The organism is Pedobacter sp. AK013 (genome assembly GCF_014205835.1).
GTDB lineage: Bacteria > Bacteroidota > Bacteroidia > Sphingobacteriales > Sphingobacteriaceae > Pedobacter.
Map to the genome: position 1 here is coordinate 87,512 of NZ_JACHCQ010000025.1, position 18,182 is coordinate 105,693.

The following is an 18,182-nucleotide window of genomic DNA, read 5'->3' on the forward strand; positions in this document are numbered from 1 at the left end:
TGAGCTAGGTTAACCTATCTGATAATCAAAACCGGAATATTTACTTTATGCCGTACAGAATCGACGGTGGTACCGAAAATAAGGTCTTTTAAGCCTTTATGGCCATGGGCTCCCATTACCAATAGCTCCATTTCGTTTTTATTGCTGATATCGGCTATAGCCTTACCTGTACTTCCAAAGCCGATAAAAGGTGTAGAATCGTAACCAAGATCTTCAAGATTGGCCCGGTATTTCTCCAGGTTGGCCGCATCGCTCTGTGTTTCATGGTCCATTACGTCTTTACCAAGATAACGGGCTGCAGCAGTTTCTACAACATGGATCAGGTAGTAGTGTGCGCCCTTACCACCTTGAATTAAAGCATGCCGGATGGTGTTTCGATCGTTTTTAGAGAAATCTACTGCAATTCCGATCCGTTTATAACTGACCTTGTCTATTTTGCCAATGTCCAAAGCATCTCCATGGGGCACAAGTTGTTTGGATGCATTCTTTTTCTTTTCTAATAATGGATGGAAGAAAACATAAAGTAATAGTAATACGATAAGGATTAATGCTGGTAATACAATCACATAAATCCACCAATTGTTGGCTTCTTTTGCCCAGCCGCTTATTTCTTCGATTACCAGTTTTACATTTAATGCAATAATGGCAGATGCGCTAGCCCATGCCAATACTTTAACCCAGGGTTTAATTGCAAAATCTTTCATCAGTTTTTTATCTGATGTAAAATGAATTAATGGAATAATAGCGAAACCTAATTGCAAGCTTAATACTACCTGACTTAGCACTAATAAGCCACCTAGTGCATTTTCGCCATAATGTAATATAGTAAAAAACGCAGGAATAATAGCCAGAAGGCGAGTAATTAAACGGCGTAACCAAGGTTGAATCCTTAAGTTAATATGGCCTTCCATAATAATCTGTCCGGCTAAAGTTCCGGTAACGGTAGAGCTTTGTCCGGCGGCAATTAGTGCTATAGCAAATAGGGTTGGGGCTACATTGCCAAAAATGTTCGAAAGTAGTTTATGTGCATCTTGAATTTCGGCTACCTCATGTAATCCATTTTTATAAAAGGCCGCTGCGGCAAGAATCAATATGGCTGCGTTGACAAAAAAAGCAAGGTTTAATGCCACTGTGGTATCAATGAGGTTGAATTTTAAGGCCTCTTTAATTCCTTTGTTGCTACGTTCAATCTTTCTGGTTTGTACTAAAGATGAATGTAAATACAGGTTATGCGGCATTACTGTTGCACCAATAATCCCAATGGCAATATAAAGCGCATCGCCATTTAGTATAGAAGGCTCAAAACCTTTGGCTACTTCTTTAAGTGAGGGTTCTACAATAAACATTTCAACCAGAAAGGAAATCCCGACAATAAAAACCATCGAAACGATAAAGCCTTCCATGGCTCTCATGCCTTTATTAAGTAAAAAGAGCAATAAAATGGTATCGAAGATAGTGATGGAAATACCCCAGATTAGTGGTAATCCAAAAAGCAACTGTAAACCAATGGCCATCCCAATAATTTCAGCAAGGTCGCATGCAATAATTGCCGTTTGCGCCAAGGCAAATAACGGAATATTGGCCCAACGCGGATAAGCTTGTTTAGATGCCTGTGCTAAATCCAGCCCTCTTACTATCCCCAAACGGGCACTTAACGATTGTAACAGTAGCGCGATGAGGTTAGACATTAGTAAAACCCAAATTAATTGGTAACCAAATTTACTACCGCCAGCTAAATCGGTTGCCCAGTTGCCCGGGTCCATGTAGCCAACACTAATTAAATAAGCAGGACCAATGAAAGCTAAAATTCTTCTCCAGCCTTTTCTTTTATCTGTATTTACACTTTGATGTACTTCACTTAACGATTCAGTTTTTGCCATTACTGCTGATTAAAATATGTTTTGCAACTTCTCTACTAATATTAACTTGTTTATCGGATAACAGGATTTCTACTGAACCATCGAAATCGGTCACATCGCTGATCTGTATTTTTTTGCCTAAGGTTAAGCCTAGTTTTTCTAAATGTTTTAAAAATGCCGAGCTATGCTGGGTAACACCAGTAATGGTGCCCTGATCGCCTATTTTTAGTTCGATTAATTTAATAAACTGGGTTTTGGCAAATCTTCCGTTTTTATCTGGAATGGGGTCGCCGTGAGGGTCGGCTTTCGGAAAGCCTAAAAACTCGTCTAGTCTTTCAATCAGCTCAATTGATTTAATATGCTCTAACTCTTCAGCAACATCATGTACCTCATCCCACTTAAAGTTTAATTTGTCTACCAAAAAAACTTCCCATAAGCGATGTTTACGTACAATATCTATCGCTGTATTTTTACCTATTTCGGTTAAGGTAACGCCTTGGTATTTAATATAATCAACTAAGCCTTTGTCTGCTAATTTCTTAATCATGTCGGTAACTGATGCTGGTTTAGTTTGCATTTGCTCTGCAATAGCATTAGTTTGAACGTTTATTGTTTTCTCTGCCAGATGATAAATAGTCTTTAGATAGTTCTCTTCCGTGTAACTTTGCATTTATATTTATCTAATTTTATTTTTAGGTAAATCTAAAAATTATTATTTAAAATATATATGATAAATTATGTTAAAATTTAGAATATAATTTGGTTATGTTTGTATTCTCAAATACCTTTAACACCATATGGCATCTGAATTAGATAAAATTGACTTTAAAATTTTAAGAATTCTTCAAGAGAACGGAAGAATTACCAACTTGCTTTTATCACAGGAAATTGGTTTATCACCTGCACCAACTTTAGAACGTGTGCGCAAGCTTGAAATGGCAGGATATATTAAAAGTTATCATGCGCTGGTAGATGAAGAAAAACTAGGTTTAGGTATAAAAACCTTTATTCAGATTCAACTCGATTTTCATAAAAATAACACTATTCAGATCTTTTTGGATGAAGTAAATCAAATCAAGGAAATCACCGAGTGCCACCACGTTACTGGTCAGGCTGATTTTCTGTTAAAGGTTTATGTGAAAGACATTAAAGCTTACGAACGTTTAATTATGGATAAAATCAGTAAAATTTCTGTAGTGAAAACCTTCCAGACAATGATGATCATGTCTACGACTAAGAAAGAGCCGATTGTGCCGTTGGAGTATTAACCCTAACACCTGAAGAGGCTATTAGGTACGATCATCATCGCGAATTCTGATTTTTCATGGGAATGGGATAATTTTAATTTATAGATGCGTCATGCTGAATTTATTTTATTAGCAGTTTATGTTGTTTTTAAAGGTCTAACAGCTACTTCGTGGTCAGCATCTTTCTTGCTATTAAGACCCTGAAATAAATTCAGAGTGACGTATGGGGGAAGGTTAACCAATTTCGCTATTCAATACTATGCTATCAATAATTCCTGAAATTTGCTGCGCATTTTGATAAACCATAAAATGCGTTCCGTTTTCGATTACAAAATCGGGTTGGGCAGTTCTACTATATAAAATTTTATCCTTTGTGCCATGAATGTGATAAATCCGTTCGGGCCTGGTTTTGTTTTTCCAGTTGAGTATACTGCCAATGGCCCATTTTAGAAAATGTGGGTCTGTGTCTTTTATAATCCTGCCGAGTAGTACTTTTTCGCTGCTCGAGCGTGTGCCGAAATAATAGTTTTGGGTAAGTTTATTTGACGATTTTAAAAGCTTGGCAGGAATAAGTTTTAACAACCCAAGTTTCCCCGCAAAACGGTAAAGCATTGGTAACTGTGCTGCCAACATGGTACTCGAAATGATAATCGTTACTGTAGGTTTTAATATTTTGGCAATTTCTACTGCAACCATCCCACCAAAAGAAACGCCTACCAAGGTAAAAGGTTGGGTTAAGTCTATTGTACTACTTAATCGTTGAGCATATGATGCTAATGATTCATTTTTGTTTGGACTAAGCCAATCTACATGGATGATATTGATTTTTTCATTGAGCTTTAGTTTCGAAAAAATTCTTCTATCGGCACCTAAACCACTAATAAAATAGGTATTCATTATGCTGGTAAATTCCAGTCGATAGGTGTTAGGTTATTTTGTATTAAGAGCTGATTTGCTTTGGAAAAATGTTTAGATCCGAAGAAGCCATTATAGGCAGAAAATGGCGATGGGTGGGCAGCAGTAAGCACATAATGTTTTTTTTGGTCTATTAACGCCGCCTTTTGCTGCGCATATTTACCCCACAACAGAAATACGATATGCTCGCGTTTCTGAGATAAAGCTTTAATAATCTCATCTGTAAAAATTTCCCAGCCACGGTTTTGATGCGAACCTGCTTCTGAAGCACGAACGGTTAGCGTGGCATTTAACAACAAAACGCCTTGTTCTGCCCAGTGCGTTAAGTGGCCATGGTTTGGTGTTTTAAAACCTTCAATATCAGTTTCCAGTTCTTTGTATATATTTTTTAACGAGGGTGGAATTGCTACACCACGTTGTACGGAAAAAGAGAGGCCGTGTGCCTGGCCAATACCGTGATAAGGGTCTTGACCTAAAATGACAACCTTTACCTGATTAAATGGTGTTGTGTTTAACGCATTGAAAATGTCAGCGCCTTTTGGGTAAACCGTAGCACCACTCTGTTTTTCCTCCTGTAAAAAAGACTTAAGGATTTTCATGTAGTCTTTTTCAAATTCTTCTTCTAAAACGGCTAACCAACCTGGTTCTAATGCTGCAGACATAATATTGATGTATGATGTATAATGTAACTCGAGTAAGGTTTGTAAATAAAATTTTAATCAATGGTTTTATAGATCATGGTAATGGCTTAGGCTATCAACCATGAACCATTAGACCATGGACCATGTACCAAAAAACGCTCAAAAAGGTTAAGATTTTTTCTTGTAAATCGCTAATAAATCCCCTTCAAGTGTTGTTTTAGGTCCCTCTATAATCCGCCCCAGTTCTTTTCCTTTTTTATCAAAAACAATAAAAGTTGGTACTCTTACAATATCCAGGCCGTCTATAATGCCGTTTTCAGCTTTTTTATTACCGTCAACCGCAATAATTTCTACGTTTTTCTCTTTAAAGTGCAGGGCGTCTAATATTTTAAAGAAGTTGGGTACGTTTGCTTTGCTGTCGCCACACCAGGTACCTAAAATAACTTTGATTTTTTCGTTCTTAACCAATTTTTTTAATTCGATCAGCGTTGCTGCATCCGGTACATATGCCGCGTAAAGTGGATCGTACATTTCTTTAAATTCAGGAAAAGTGGTAATACCCTCGCGTGTACAGGCATTAATTAATATATCCTTATTGTGAACTTGATCATGTATTTTTTTATTCACTTCTTGTGCAGAAACGTTCATTGCAAGTATAATTAGGGTTATAGATAAGAGGATTTTCATATTTACCAGATGTTTTTTTTGAGCTTTTAAATTTTTAATGAAATTATTGTTTTAAAATCTAATTTCTGCCATTTAAACACGATATTTGCAAAAAAAAATAATTAGGATAAAATTTATGCCAAATATCATCAGATTAATTGCGGGGTTTGCTTTACTGGGTGGCGCAGTAGCTTTATTTATTTTCGGCTTTTGGCCATGGGGTATTGTTGCCATTTTATTGGGAATAATTGTACTGGTAACCTATTTCTTTAATGAGAACATGCTTTTAGCACAATGGTTTCTTAGAAAAGATAACATGCCTAAAGCAAAAATGTTTTTAGACCGGATTACCAATTATGAAACGCAGTTGATTAAAGTTCAACATGGTTATTATAACTTATTGATCGGATTAATTGAAAGTAGAACAGCACCGATGCAGAGTGAGAAGTATTTTAAAAAATCACTTGCATTGGGCATGCAGATGGACCATAATATTGCTTTAGCTAAACTAAGTTTAGCAGGTATTGCAATGGCTAAGCGAAACAAACGTGAGGCAACCATGTATCTTGCCGAAGCTAAAAAAGCAGATAAAAATAAATTATTGGCCGATCAGATTAAACAAATGAAAGATCAGATGGGCATGATGGACAAACAGCAGCAAGTTCGTTATAGATAACATTGATTGCATCATATGTAGAGCCATTTCAGGATTGAGATGGCTTTTTTTGTTTCAGCTCAGTTTGTTTATTGTGAATTGCAGCTTATAAATTACTATTTTTATGGATAATCTAACTTTTAATATTCATGAAAAAAGTATCTTATTTACCCATGCTGGCTTTTTTAGCTATTCTAGGTGCTTGCAATAACAAAAAAGATGCTGAAGAAAGTGAAAGCTTTTCATCAGCCAATCCTTTTTTTAAAGCAAGCGAACTTGCCTTTCAGGCTCCTGCCTTCGACAAAATTAAAAACGGCGATTTTAAACCGGCATTGGAAGAAGGGATGAAACAGCAAATGGATGAAATCCGGAAAATTGCTGAGCAAACTGAGGCACCAAGCTTTGAAAACACCATTTTGGCCATTGAAAAAAGCGGACAATTACTAAGCCGTACAGCTATGGTTTTTAACCTGCTTACTGGAGCCAATACAAACCCTGAATTGCAAAAGGTTAAAGAAGAGGAAGCGCCTAAATTAACGGCAAATTCCGATGCCATTTATCTAAATACCAAACTTTTTAATCGGGTGCAAATCCTTTATAAACAAAAGGATCAGCTGAAACTGGGTGCCGAATCGTTACGTTTACTGGAGTATTATTACCAAAAATTTGAATTGGCAGGAGCAAAGCTATCTGATGCTGACAAAGAGAAGCTTAAAGAACTGAATAAAGAAGAAGCTACCTTGAGTGCAAAATTTACCGCACAGCTACAGGCAGCAGGTAAAGGTTTAAAAAATACTACTCAGCAACCCGAATTGCAGTCAATGACCGATCGTGCCAAAAGAGAAGAACTTTTTAACAAGTCATGGAACAGGGCAGAAAAAGGTGATGCAAATGATACCCGTAAAATCATTTCAAGAATTGCACAGATCCGTTCTGCTCAGGCGGCATTGCTTGGCTTTAAAAATTACGCAGCCTGGAAATTGCAAAATCAGATGGCTAAAACACCCGAAGCAGTAGAAGATTTTTTTAGCAAAGTTATTCCTGCAGCTACCGCGAAGGCAAAAAGTGAAGCGGCAGACATACAGGCCGTAATCGACCGGCAAAAAGGTGGCTTTAAACTGGAGCCTTGGGATTGGGACTTTTATGCCGAGCAGGTGCGTAAGGCAAAATACGATCTGGATGAAAACGAGGTTAAACCCTATTTTGAGCTCAATAAAGTACTTGTTAACGGTGTTTTTTATGCCGCAACACAACTTTATGGTATTACCTTTAAAGAACGCAAAGATTTGCCTGTATACCAGGAAGATGTACGTGTTTTTGATGTAAAGGATAAAGACGGTAAGCAGCTAGGCTTGTTTTATTGTGATTATTATAAACGTGATAATAAAGATGGCGGTGCCTGGATGGATAACCTTGTTCCCCAATCTAAGCTATTTGGCACGATACCAGTAATTTATAATGTCTGCAATTTTGCAAAACCCGAAGCCGGAAAACCTGCGTTAATTAGTTTTGATGACGTTACAACCATGTTCCATGAGTTTGGGCATGGCTTACATGGTTTATTTGCCAATCAGCAATATCCAAGCCTTTCAGGTACCAATGTGGCCCGTGATTATGTTGAATTTCCTTCACAGTTTAATGAACATTGGGCTTCTGATCCAAAAATATTAAAGAATTATGCGCTTCATTATCAAACAGGAGCACAAATGCCGCAAGCTTTATTGGATAAGATTAAAAAGGCGAGTTCGTTTAATCAGGGTTATATTTTTACGGAAGCTTTGGCAGCGGCCGATCTGGATATGCAATGGCATACAATTTCACCAGGTTCACCTTTGCAGGATGTAGATAAGTTTGAAGCCGAGGCTTTAAAGAAAACCAATTTAAATTTATCTTATGTGCCACCGCGTTACCGCTCCAGCTATTTTCTACATATTTGGAGTAATGGTTATGCTGCAGGTTATTACGCTTATAGCTGGACATCTATGCTTGAAAATGATGCCTTTTCATGGTTTCAGGAGAATGGAGGTTTAACCAGGGCAAATGGTCAGCGTTTTAGAGATATGATTCTGTCAAAAGGAAACACGGAAGATCTGGGTAAAATGTTTTTCAATTTCAGGGGACATAATCCTGATATTAAGCCCATGCTTAAAAAACGTGGCTTGTTATAATGTAATATGATAGTACAAGCGTCAGCTAGTCATTGGCGTTTGTACTACTTTTAATACCTTCTCGCCCAATAAATCTCTCTTTTCCTAAAAGAAATTGAATGGCTTTTTTTACGTTCCGGTCAATCGATTCTTCCGTTTTTAAATGATTAATATATCTGATGATTTCGAGCTGAAGATAAGGAGGCTGTTGGTCGAAAATGGCCTTTGCCACAATGTTTTTTGTCAAAGCCTCTAAAAATTTGGGGTGTACAGTAATGGTGCGGTCTTCGTTGTCAAGTTCAATTTCAAAAAGGGCTTTAGCTCCAACCTCTTTTCCTGCCGTTTTTCGCATAGGCGTATTAAGGTATAAACGCCAAGCACCAGCATACTTAACAAGAGTTTGTTTAAACTCATGCCCGTCTATTTTTATTCGTACCGGGATTTTTCCCTTTTCTTTTCCTGCTTGTTCAAAAAGATAGCTTAAATATGCTTCTGGGACAAATACAAAAGGATTGATGCCAATAATTTTAATTTCAGCAGTAAATGACAGGGGGTTCTTATTATCCATTGATTAAAGATATTGTCTTTGATTAAAGCTCCATAATTTTGGTCAATAAATCAAACACCATAATTTCTCTCTTTGCTTTACGCCGCCTGCGCTCCACAAAAACTCAAAACCAAACTCCATTTTTCATTGTAGTTTATATAAAACTTAATACTATGGCAACATCACAAGACGGGAGTACAAATAATACTCAGGAAGAAAATAATATTAAAGATTTAGGTGGTAAAGCAGCTATTGAAAAACTGAGAACACTAGCAGAAAAGTCCGAAAGCTGTTTTTTCTGTACCAATATTAAAACTGGTGTACCTTTATCGGTAAGGCCAATGGCCATTCAGCAAATTGATGACGAGGGAAATATTTGGTTCATGAGCATGAAAGACAGTCATAAAAATGAAGAGATTACAACCGATCCTTTTACACATCTGTTGTTTCAGGCCGGAGCGCACGCAGGTTTTGTAAATATTTATGGAATTTCGGAAATCAGTAGAGATCAGGCTAAAATCGACGAGCTGTGGAGTCCCTTTATCAAAACCTGGTTTCAGGGAGGGAAAGACGACCCAAACATTACCTTAATCAAGGTAATTCCATCGGAAGGATATTATTGGGATACGAAACATGGTACAGCTGTAGCCTTCTTAAAAATGGCAGCATCTGTAATTACAGGGAAAACCATGGACGACTCGGTGGAGGGGAGCCTGGAGATTGATTAGGCTGACCGTCATGCTATATTCGTACAGCATCTATCTAATAGACCCTGACCTGTAGCGAAGCGGAAGCTATACAGTAAAATAAATTCAGGGCGACGTATGGTTATTTATCACCTAAATAATCAAAACCTTCAAAATCTTCTCTTTGAGCCCTTTTGCTTAAGATATCTTCTTCTTCGGCTTGTACTCTTGAGAAGAACAAAGCTTCGGCCTGGATTCTTTTAATTAATTGACGTACGAGCGTTAAATCAAAAGCATCTTTGCTTAATTTAATGCAGTATTCTCTTTCGTTGATTTCTAAACTTGACGTATTCATATCGCAATGATTTTATTTATCGATTGCCGTAAATATAGAAAAGGCTTGCTAAACAATTGTTAGCAAGCCTTTTAAGTTTATGTTATGTTTGTGTTAAAATCAAATTCCTAATCCTCTTTTCAGGCCTCTGATTTAACTATTTATGCTATTTATGCGATAGGAATAAGCCATCATCCGTTTTGGCAACTTTTAAGATTCCCTTACCGGTTAATGCTTTCAGCGTAGTGTCCCATTTTTTATTACTCCAATCGGCCAGTTTTGCTTTCACATCTGTTAGCAGGTATTGTTCGCCTTCCGAAACCAATGCATACAGTTCTGTTTCTTCCGGAGTCATTTCTATTTTCTTTTTCTCTGGGCGCATCTGCGGGAAGAACAAAACTTCCTGGATGGTACTTTGGTTGGTCATTAACATCACCAAACGGTCAATACCAATCCCCAAACCTGAAGTAGGCGGCATGCCATATTCCAATGCACGTACAAAATCATCATCCATGGCCATGGCCTCATCATCTCCACGGGCAGCTAACTTTAACTGATCTTCTAAGCGCTCTTTTTGGTCAATAGGATCGTTTAATTCTGAATAAGCATTTGCAATCTCTTTACCATTAACAAACAGCTCAAAACGCTCTACTAATCCTTCTGCAGTACGGTGCTTTTTAGCAAGCGGTGTCATTTCGATAGGGTAGTCGGTAATGTAGGTTGGTTGGATTAAATTCGCTTCAACTTTAGCGCCGAAAATTTCATCGATCAATTTACCGCGGCCCATGGTATCATCTATTTCGATACCTAAATCTTTACAGGTTTGTGCAATTTCTTCTTCTGTCATTGCCGAAACATCAATTCCTGTATATTTTTGGATCGACTCGTACATGGTTAATTTTTCATACGGTCCTTCAAAATTAATTTCATTGGCACCAACTTTAACTATACTTGCACCAGTTGTGGCAATTGCTACTTTTTCCAAACATTCTTCAACCATTGCCATCATCCAGATATAATCTTTGTAGGCAACATAAATTTCCATTGAAGTAAATTCGGGATTATGTGTACGGTCCATTCCCTCATTACGGAACATTTTTCCAAACTCATATACACCATCGAAGCCTGCAACAATTAATCTTTTTAAATACAGTTCATTTGCAATACGCAAATAAAGCGGCATATCTAAAGTATTGTGATGTGTGGCAAAAGGACGTGCAGCAGCACCACCATGGATAGGCTGCAGGATAGGGGTTTCCACTTCCATCCAGCCCTGGTTATCAAAGTAATTGCGCATGGTGTTAATCACCTTGCTGCGTTTGATGAAAATCTGTTTAAAATCAGGGTTTACTGTTAAATCTACATAACGCATACGGTAACGCAGTTCAGGATTGGTAAATCCATCGTATACGTTTCCTTCATCATCACGTTTAACAATTGGTAGCGGACGTAGTGACTTAGAAAGTACCTTAAATTCGGTAACATGTACAGAAATTTCTCCTGTCTGCGTCGTAAATACGTATCCTTTAACCCCAATGAAATCGCCGATATCTAAAAGTTTTTTAAATACCGTGTTGTATAGGGTTTTATCATCACCAGGGCAAAGTTCATCGCGCTTTAAGTAGATCTGAATTCTGCCGGTAGAATCCTGTAACTCCGTAAAAGAAGCAGCGCCCATAATATTGCGGCTCATAATTCTACCTGCTAATACTACTGTCTTGTATGCTGTCTTATCTACTTCATAATTAGCTAATATATCTGCTGCATAAGTATTTACTTCATAAGCTTCTGCAGGATATGGCTCAATGCCTAATGCACGTAATTGTTTTAGCGACTCACGTCGTAATATTTCTTGTTCAGATAATCCTATACTCATTTCAGGTATTTTTTGCAAAAGTAATAATTTTGCATTTTTTGTTATTGTTAAATTTTAGTGCTTTAATGAAAAAGGAATAATTTGGTTATAAAATTTTTGAATTAATATTAGAAAAAATTCAATTTTCAGTACCCAATTAGCTATCCATTTAAAACAGGTGGTTGCAAAGATAAGAAAGCTATTGTAATTACTAAATGCTTTGTTTGATTTAAAACCGCATTTTAGCATGTTAAAACCGAATGAGATAAAAAATGAAAGACAGAATTTTACCTAGGTATTTATTCCATATCAATTAACGGATCCCAGAATACTTTTTTAAGGTTTTGAACTTTCAGGTTTTTAATTTCAACGCCTTCGCGTTCGAGGAGTTCCTGTCTTTTAGCTGTAGATGATGGATCGCCACTGAGCAATCCATTGCTACTGATTACCCTATAGTAAGGGACAGGAGGCTGAGCTGTTCCGCAAGCGCCAATGGCCCTGGCGACCATTCTAGATAGGTTAGGTGTACCAACGGCTTTGGCAATTGCGCCGTACGAAGTTACCCTACCTTTGGGTATTTCCCGGGTTAAATCCCAAACCTGCTCAAAAAATAAATCGTGTTTCATCGTTTCTGGCAAAAGATACGTAAAGCTATTAAATATATCAGATACTAGTATATAGATGGAATTTTTGCGCAGTATTAAGCCATTTATGGTTCACAAAGATAAACCATTGCAATTTTATGAATAAGCAATATGAATTTAGTGTTTTACAGGTGTTATATTTGTTTAGAGTGATTTACCATTAAAAAAACGATGTCCGATATTAAGCAAATACCACCTTCTAGTTTTGAGTTTTTAAGATTATTGAAAAATAACAATGATCGTGAATGGTTTAATGACCATAAAGCAGTCTATCAGAAAGAACTAACATACATAGAATCTTTTGCACAGCATTTATTAGATCTTATGAATACCCATGATGTAATTGAAACACCATCTGGGAAAAAAAGTTTATACCGGATTTACCGGGATACTCGTTTTTCGAATGATAAAACGCCTTATAAAACGCATTGGAGCGGAAGTTTTAAACGAGCTGGCAAACAAAGAAGAGGTGGCTATTATTTCCACATCGAACCAGGCAATAGTTTTGTGGCAGGTGGCTTTTTCGGGCCTTCTCCTCAAGATTTGAAATTAATAAGGGAAAATATAAGTTTTGATGCTGCACCTTTAAGAGAAATATTAAGTAATAAAACTTTTATCTCTTCTTTCGAGACATTAAAAGGCGAACAATTGAAAACAGCTCCAAAGGGCTTTGATGGGGATCATCAGGATATAGATTTGCTGCGCTATAAACAATTTTTGTTAATCCATCGATTTACTGATCAGGAAGTTTTAAGTAAAGAATTCCTGGAATACTGTAATCAGGAATTTAAAAATATGCGTCCATTCTTTGATTATATGAGCGAAATATTAACAACCGATGCAAATGGAATGGATCTGTAATTGATTTTTACGATTGTTGCAAAAAATTAAAAGGGGGTGTCATTACAAAATTAATATGATACCCCTTTTTTAACTATGATTCAGCTTCTATACCTTCCGCATACATTTCGTTAATCGCTTCGGCATATTTCTTTTCTACAATACGGCGTTTAACTTTCATGGTAGGGGTGATTTCTCCTTCATCTATACTAAAAGGATTGCGCTTGATCTTAAAATTTTTAATGCGCTCAAATTTTGCCAGTTCGTTAGATATTTTCTTGATGTCCTGTTCCATCCATTCAATAATTTCAGGGTTGCGGATAAAAGGATCAGCTTCCTCAAAAAAAGAAGGTTTAAGTTTAAAGGTTTCTTCTAAGGTTTCTCTATTCGGGATAATGATCGCCGTAATAAATTCTCTTTTATCTCCAATTAAAAACAATTGGTCAATTTTAGGGCTTTTCAGGTAAATATTTTCTACCGGGGTAGGATAAACGTTCTTGCCGTACGCATTTACGATCATATTTTTTAAGCGATCGGTGATCTGGAGATTACCTTTATAAAAACGGCCAATGTCTCCGGTGTGGAACCACATATCTTTGTCGATGGCTTCGGCAGTTTCTGCAGGTTTGTTAAAATAACCCTTCATTACGCAATGGCCTCGAACAATTACTTCTCCTTCGGCACATTCAAATTCCTCGTTAAAAGTATTATGTGTTTGGATGCTCAGCATTTCTTTGCTTTCTACCTCTTGTATGCCTACTTCAATACCCGGAATTACGCGGCCAACCGTGCCATATACCTGTCTGTGATACTCTGTAACTGACATTACCGGTGAGGTTTCTGTTAAACCAAAACCTTCTAATATTTTAATGCCCAGATCGCCAAAAAACTCACCCACATTTTTAGGCAGTGCAGCTCCACCCGAAATCATAAATTTTAAGCGGCCACCTGTTTTTTCTTTGATTTTACTAAAAACCAATTTCTCTGCAATCCCTTTTTTTGCCGATAAAATAAGCCCCGGATTTTTGCCAGCCTCTTTTGCTACACGGTATTTGTTGCCTGTTTCCAGCGCCCAGGTAAATATTTTTGCTTTTGCACCTCCGCCCGCAGTTCCTCCTTTTATGGCTTTATCATGTATGCGTTCTAAAAGGCGTGGAACGCAGCTCATCACGGTAGGACGAACTTCTCCCATATTTTTGGCCAATAACTCTAAACTTTGTGCAAAAGCAATTTTACAGCCTTGTGCGCAGCAAACATGGTAAGTGGCCGTACGCTCGAATACGTGCGATAGTGGCAGAAAGGAAAGGAAAGTTTCAGTTTGGTCAATCACAGGGATCTGCTGTAAACAAACCTCCACATTTTTAACAAAGTTATGATGAGTGAGCATTACACCTTTTGGGGTGCCTGTTGTTCCCGAAGTATAAATTAAAGAGGAAACATCCTCTGGTAAAACCAAGCTTCTGCATTGGTCAATATCAGCTCTTTCGGCAGCAGTAATTTGATGTTTAAGTGCCAGTATATCAGAAAAGGCAATAACTTCTACATGTACATCCTCAGGAATTACGACTTTTTCAAAATCTTTAAAAGCAGGAATAATATATTTTAACTGTTTGCAATTGGCTGCTACCTTTAACACTTTACGGTATAGAAAGTTGTTCCCAACAAGAATAGCTTTTATGCCAGAGTCGTTAATAATATAGGCTACCTCCTGTTCAGAAAGTGTTGGGTAAATGGATACATTAATTACACCAATTTGTTGTATTCCTTGATCATAATATACATATTCAGGCGAATTCTCGATCATTAAGCCTAAACGATCGCCTTTTTTTATTCCTTTTTCCAAGAAAAATGCAGAAACGGCATCAGCTCTTTTTAAGGTATCTTCATAAGAAATTTCAGCCCATTCTGCACCCTGTTTATGGATTAAAAAGGTTTCCTGAGGTTTGTGAATATTTTTGACAACATTCCGCAATAAGGTAGGAACAGTTGAAAATTCGTTTATTAATGGCATGCTCGTAATTTGGTCCGCTAATTATAATTAACAATAATAAGGCTTTTTGGTTTAAAAATACAAAAGGGCCCCGAAAATTTCGGGGCCCTTAAATAATATGTTTTATAAGATTTTAAACAGAGAAACTTTCGCCACAACCGCAGCTACGGCTGGCATTTGGATTTATAAAGTTGAAACCTTTTCCGTTTAAACCGTCTGTAAAATCTAATTCCGTTCCAGCTAGGTAAAGAAAAGATTTCATATCCAAAGCAATTTTAATTCCTTTGTCTTCAAAAAACTGATCGCCTTTTTGCTCTTCGTTATCAAAATCCAGATTGTATGATAAACCCGAGCAGCCACCACCTTTTACAGAAACGCGTAAAAAGTAATCAGAACCCATTTCCGAATCCTGCATTAAGTGGTCTATTTTGTCTTTTGCTTTATCTGTTATCGTTATCATAGTATCGAGTATTTATTATCAAGTATTAATACGCTTATCAAGCCGAAATTTACATCTCGACACTTGATCCCCTAATACTTGCTACTGGTATTAATGGTGCGATTTTTCCAATACAATTGCCTCTAAGCCATTTTTAACTCGGTAGTCGTTAATAGCTGATTTAATTGCATCTTCTGCCAAAACTGAGCAGTGAATTTTTACCGGAGGTAAAGCCAATTCTTCAACAATATCCATGTTATCGATAGATAAAGCCTCATCAATTGTTTTTCCTTTTAACCATTCTGTAGCTAAAGAAGAAGAAGCAATAGCCGAACCACAACCAAATGTTTTAAATTTAGCATCAGTGATTACGTTATCTTCTCCTACTTCAATCTGTAAACGCATTACGTCGCCACACTCAGGTGCACCAACTAATCCTGTGCCTACAAATTTGCTGTCTTTATTTAATGTACCTACGTTACGTGGGTTATTGTAATGGTCAATTACTTTTTCTGAATATGCCATGATTTCTATTTCTTAAGTCTCCTTTCGGAGATAATTTTATTTATTAATTATCAGTTACCAATTTTCAATTACCAGTTTGCTTACTCAAAACTACAAACTGCCAACTCCAAACTGATCTAGTGTTCTGCCCACTCAATTTTACTTAAATCAATTCCTTCTTTAAACATTTCCCAAAGTGGAGAAAGTTCTCTTAAGTGATTAACCGCTTTTTGAGTTACTTCAATTGCCTTATCAATTTCTTCTTCAGTAGTAAATCTTCCTAAACCATAACGGATAGAAGAATGTGCTAAATCATCAGATAAACCTAAGCTTTTCAATACATATGATGGCTCTAAAGATGCTGATGTACAGGCTGATCCTGAAGATACCGCCAAATCACTCATTGCCATCATTAAACCTTCACCTTCAACATATTTAAAAGAGATATTAGCTACGTGCGGTAAACGGTGTTGCGTATTACCATTAACGTAACTCTCTTCCATTTTGCTTAAAGTAGACTCTAATTTATCTCGTAAAGCAGCTAAACGAACTGATTCACTTTCCATTTCTAAGCGGCAAAGTTCGCAGGCTTTACCTAAACCAACAATACCAGGAACATTTAAGGTACCAGAACGCATTCCGCGCTCATGGCCACCACCATCCATTTGCGCAGTAACTTTAACCCTTGGGTTTTTACGGCGAACGTAAAGTACACCAACACCTTTCGGTCCGTACATTTTATGTGCAGAGAAAGCCATTAAGTCAATACCATCCGCATTAACATCAACAGGGATTTTACCAACCGCCTGTGTAGCGTCAGTCATAAATAAAGCACCGTGTTTGTGTGCAATTGCTGCAATTTCTTTTACCGGTTGAATTACACCAATTTCGTTGTTACCATACATAATCGAAACTAAAATAGTTTCAGGAGTCATGGCCGCTTCTAATTCAGCTAAATCAATTAAACCGTCTTCTTTAACGCCTAAATAAGTTACACGTGCACCGTTTTTCTCTAGGTGCTTGCAAGTATCTAAAACCGCTTTATGTTCAGTAACCGCAGTAATGATGTGGTTACCTTTTTCTTTGTACATTTCAAATACACCTTTAATAGCCAGGTTATCGGCTTCAGTAGCACCTGATGTAAAAATAATTTCTTTTTCAGTACAGCCGATTAGTTTGGCTACCTGCTCACGGGCATAATCTACACCCTCTTCAGCCACCCAGCCAAACGCATGATTACGACTTGCGGCATTTCCAAATTTCTCTGTAAAGTAAGGTAGCATTGCTTCCAACACCCTCGGATCTAATGGGGTTGTAGCATTATTATCTAAATATATCGGCTGTTTCATCTCTATTCTGTTAATTATAACACAAAGATACGAAAAAACTTATTTAACAATTATAAATAATAGCTATGACCTTATAGAGAAAAGCCGCATTTTTACATTCACATAACCTTATAATCTATGAATAAGATAGAACACATCGGCATCGCGGTAAAAGACCTTAATAGTTCCATAGATATTTATCAGAAACTGCTCAATACCGATTGTTATAAAACAGAGCAGGTTGCATCCGAATTTGTAAATACGGCTTTCTTTAAAACAGGCGAAAACAAGGTCGAGCTGCTTCAGGCTACTGCCCCAGATAGTGCAATTGCTAAATTTATCGAAAAAAAAGGAGAGGGGATTCACCATATCGCTTTCCTGGTTGATGATATTCTCGCCGAAATGGAACGTTTGCATCAGGAAGGTTTTGTACTGCTTAACGATTCTCCAAAAAAGGGCGCAGATAATAAAATGGTGTGTTTTGTGCACCCGAAAGATACCAATGGTGTGTTAATTGAGATCTGCCAGGAGATTAAATGGATTTAAAAAGGATGGAAGAAGTATAATGGATGATGGGTTTCTATGCGTTTGTCCATTCCCCTCTTTTAGAGGGGTGCCTGAAAGGCGGGGTGTCAATTTAAAGATATTTAATTTTGAAAACGAACAGTTCCGTATTCCATAACATCTATAGCCCTGCTAACCGTTATAGTCTCGATGAAACTTGTGAAACAAGCAAGCACACCATAAATAAAAGATAAAAAAAGTGCTTAAATTGGGCGCTGCCGCTATTATCAGTATCTATGTAATAAAGTGATCTTAGTTCAAGTGGTCTTTAGCAAGCCACAATTGTTAAATTTAAACAAAGAAGAGAACTAAGATCATGAC

19 protein-coding genes are annotated in these 18,182 nt (G+C 37.2%); 6 read left to right on the forward strand and 13 right to left on the reverse strand.

Going from position 1 to position 18,182, the window contains the following annotated elements; genetic code table 11:
* Positions 1–14: 14 nt before the first annotated feature.
* On the reverse strand, positions 15–1,880 hold the full coding sequence (locus HDC90_RS16800) for an Nramp family divalent metal transporter (RefSeq protein WP_184468413.1): 1,866 nt from the start codon (positions 1,878–1,880) through the stop codon (positions 15–17).
* On the reverse strand, positions 1,867–2,529 hold the full coding sequence (locus HDC90_RS16805) for a metal-dependent transcriptional regulator (protein WP_131031376.1): 663 nt from the start codon (positions 2,527–2,529) through the stop codon (positions 1,867–1,869). Before HDC90_RS16805 ends, HDC90_RS16800 begins: the two co-directional genes overlap by 14 nt.
* 127 nt (positions 2,530–2,656) lie before the next feature.
* Here HDC90_RS16805 and HDC90_RS16810 point away from each other — a divergent pair, with 127 nt between their 5' ends.
* Positions 2,657–3,127, forward strand: coding sequence for an Lrp/AsnC family transcriptional regulator (locus HDC90_RS16810; RefSeq protein ID WP_025142637.1), 471 nt, complete (start codon positions 2,657–2,659; stop codon positions 3,125–3,127).
* A gap of 213 nt (positions 3,128–3,340) precedes the next feature.
* Here the strand turns inward: HDC90_RS16810 and HDC90_RS16815 are convergent, their stop codons facing one another.
* The 3 genes from HDC90_RS16815 to HDC90_RS16825 all read right to left on the reverse strand — a co-directional run bounded on the left by HDC90_RS16815 (position 3,341) and on the right by HDC90_RS16825 (position 5,349).
* Positions 3,341–4,003: an alpha/beta hydrolase gene (locus tag HDC90_RS16815; RefSeq protein WP_184468415.1), complete on the reverse strand. Its 663-nt coding sequence runs from the start codon at positions 4,001–4,003 to the stop codon at positions 3,341–3,343.
* Positions 4,003–4,683 (reverse strand): uracil-DNA glycosylase, encoded by a 681-nt coding sequence (ung, locus tag HDC90_RS16820; protein WP_184468417.1) that lies wholly within the window; start codon positions 4,681–4,683, stop codon positions 4,003–4,005. Before ung ends, HDC90_RS16815 begins: the two co-directional genes overlap by 1 nt.
* A gap of 147 nt (positions 4,684–4,830) precedes the next feature.
* Positions 4,831–5,349 (reverse strand): thioredoxin family protein, encoded by a 519-nt coding sequence (locus HDC90_RS16825; RefSeq protein WP_184468419.1) that lies wholly within the window; start codon positions 5,347–5,349, stop codon positions 4,831–4,833.
* A 115-nt stretch (positions 5,350–5,464) separates the two neighbouring features.
* On the opposite strand from HDC90_RS16825, the gene HDC90_RS16830 reads away from it, so the two are divergent.
* Together HDC90_RS16830 and HDC90_RS16835 are read left to right on the forward strand one after the other, a co-directional pair.
* Complete coding sequence (locus HDC90_RS16830) at positions 5,465–6,004, forward strand: DUF2892 domain-containing protein (protein WP_029280631.1); 540 nt, start codon at positions 5,465–5,467, stop codon at positions 6,002–6,004.
* A gap of 128 nt (positions 6,005–6,132) precedes the next feature.
* Positions 6,133–8,151, forward strand: coding sequence for a M3 family metallopeptidase (locus HDC90_RS16835; RefSeq protein WP_184468421.1), 2,019 nt, complete (start codon positions 6,133–6,135; stop codon positions 8,149–8,151).
* Positions 8,152–8,176: 25 nt separating this feature from the next.
* Here HDC90_RS16835 and HDC90_RS16840 read toward each other — a convergent pair whose 3' ends face one another.
* Positions 8,177–8,698, reverse strand: a complete 522-nt coding sequence (locus tag HDC90_RS16840; RefSeq protein WP_184468423.1) for a YdeI/OmpD-associated family protein — start codon at positions 8,696–8,698, stop codon at positions 8,177–8,179.
* Positions 8,699–8,850: 152 nt separating this feature from the next.
* On the opposite strand from HDC90_RS16840, the gene HDC90_RS16845 reads away from it, so the two are divergent.
* Positions 8,851–9,405, forward strand: a complete 555-nt coding sequence (locus tag HDC90_RS16845) for a pyridoxamine 5'-phosphate oxidase family protein (protein WP_184468425.1) — start codon at positions 8,851–8,853, stop codon at positions 9,403–9,405.
* A gap of 100 nt (positions 9,406–9,505) precedes the next feature.
* Here HDC90_RS16845 and HDC90_RS16850 read toward each other — a convergent pair whose 3' ends face one another.
* The 3 genes from HDC90_RS16850 to HDC90_RS16860 all read right to left on the reverse strand — a co-directional run bounded on the left by HDC90_RS16850 (position 9,506) and on the right by HDC90_RS16860 (position 12,178).
* Positions 9,506–9,718 carry a hypothetical protein gene (locus HDC90_RS16850; RefSeq protein WP_184468427.1) on the reverse strand — a complete coding sequence of 71 codons (213 nt, stop codon included), beginning with the start codon at positions 9,716–9,718 and terminating at the stop codon, positions 9,506–9,508.
* A gap of 145 nt (positions 9,719–9,863) precedes the next feature.
* Positions 9,864–11,573 (reverse strand): lysine--tRNA ligase, encoded by a 1,710-nt coding sequence (gene lysS / locus HDC90_RS16855; protein ID WP_184468430.1) that lies wholly within the window; start codon positions 11,571–11,573, stop codon positions 9,864–9,866.
* A gap of 278 nt (positions 11,574–11,851) precedes the next feature.
* Positions 11,852–12,178 carry an MGMT family protein gene (locus tag HDC90_RS16860; protein ID WP_184468432.1) on the reverse strand — a complete coding sequence of 109 codons (327 nt, stop codon included), beginning with the start codon at positions 12,176–12,178 and terminating at the stop codon, positions 11,852–11,854.
* A gap of 189 nt (positions 12,179–12,367) precedes the next feature.
* On the opposite strand from HDC90_RS16860, the gene HDC90_RS16865 reads away from it, so the two are divergent.
* Positions 12,368–13,057 (forward strand): DUF2461 domain-containing protein, encoded by a 690-nt coding sequence (locus HDC90_RS16865; protein ID WP_184468434.1) that lies wholly within the window; start codon positions 12,368–12,370, stop codon positions 13,055–13,057.
* A gap of 73 nt (positions 13,058–13,130) precedes the next feature.
* Here HDC90_RS16865 and HDC90_RS16870 read toward each other — a convergent pair whose 3' ends face one another.
* From HDC90_RS16870 to HDC90_RS16885, 4 genes are all read right to left on the reverse strand, one after another.
* A complete protein-coding gene (locus HDC90_RS16870) occupies positions 13,131–15,047 on the reverse strand; it encodes a long-chain fatty acid--CoA ligase (RefSeq protein WP_184468436.1) in 1,917 nt (638 codons plus the stop codon).
* 112 nt (positions 15,048–15,159) lie between these two features.
* Positions 15,160–15,486: an iron-sulfur cluster assembly accessory protein gene (locus tag HDC90_RS16875; RefSeq protein WP_121284726.1), complete on the reverse strand. Its 327-nt coding sequence runs from the start codon at positions 15,484–15,486 to the stop codon at positions 15,160–15,162.
* A 90-nt stretch (positions 15,487–15,576) separates the two neighbouring features.
* Positions 15,577–15,990 (reverse strand): Fe-S cluster assembly scaffold IscU, encoded by a 414-nt coding sequence (gene iscU, locus HDC90_RS16880; protein WP_025142622.1) that lies wholly within the window; start codon positions 15,988–15,990, stop codon positions 15,577–15,579.
* 116 nt (positions 15,991–16,106) lie between these two features.
* On the reverse strand, positions 16,107–17,318 hold the full coding sequence (locus HDC90_RS16885) for an IscS subfamily cysteine desulfurase (protein WP_184468438.1): 1,212 nt from the start codon (positions 17,316–17,318) through the stop codon (positions 16,107–16,109).
* Positions 17,319–17,435: 117 nt separating this feature from the next.
* On the opposite strand from HDC90_RS16885, the gene mce reads away from it, so the two are divergent.
* The gene (gene mce, locus HDC90_RS16890; protein WP_184468441.1) at positions 17,436–17,843 is read left to right on the forward strand and encodes a methylmalonyl-CoA epimerase; all 408 of its coding nucleotides are present in this window, start codon (positions 17,436–17,438) and stop codon (positions 17,841–17,843) included.
* Positions 17,844–18,182: the final 339 nt, after the last annotated feature.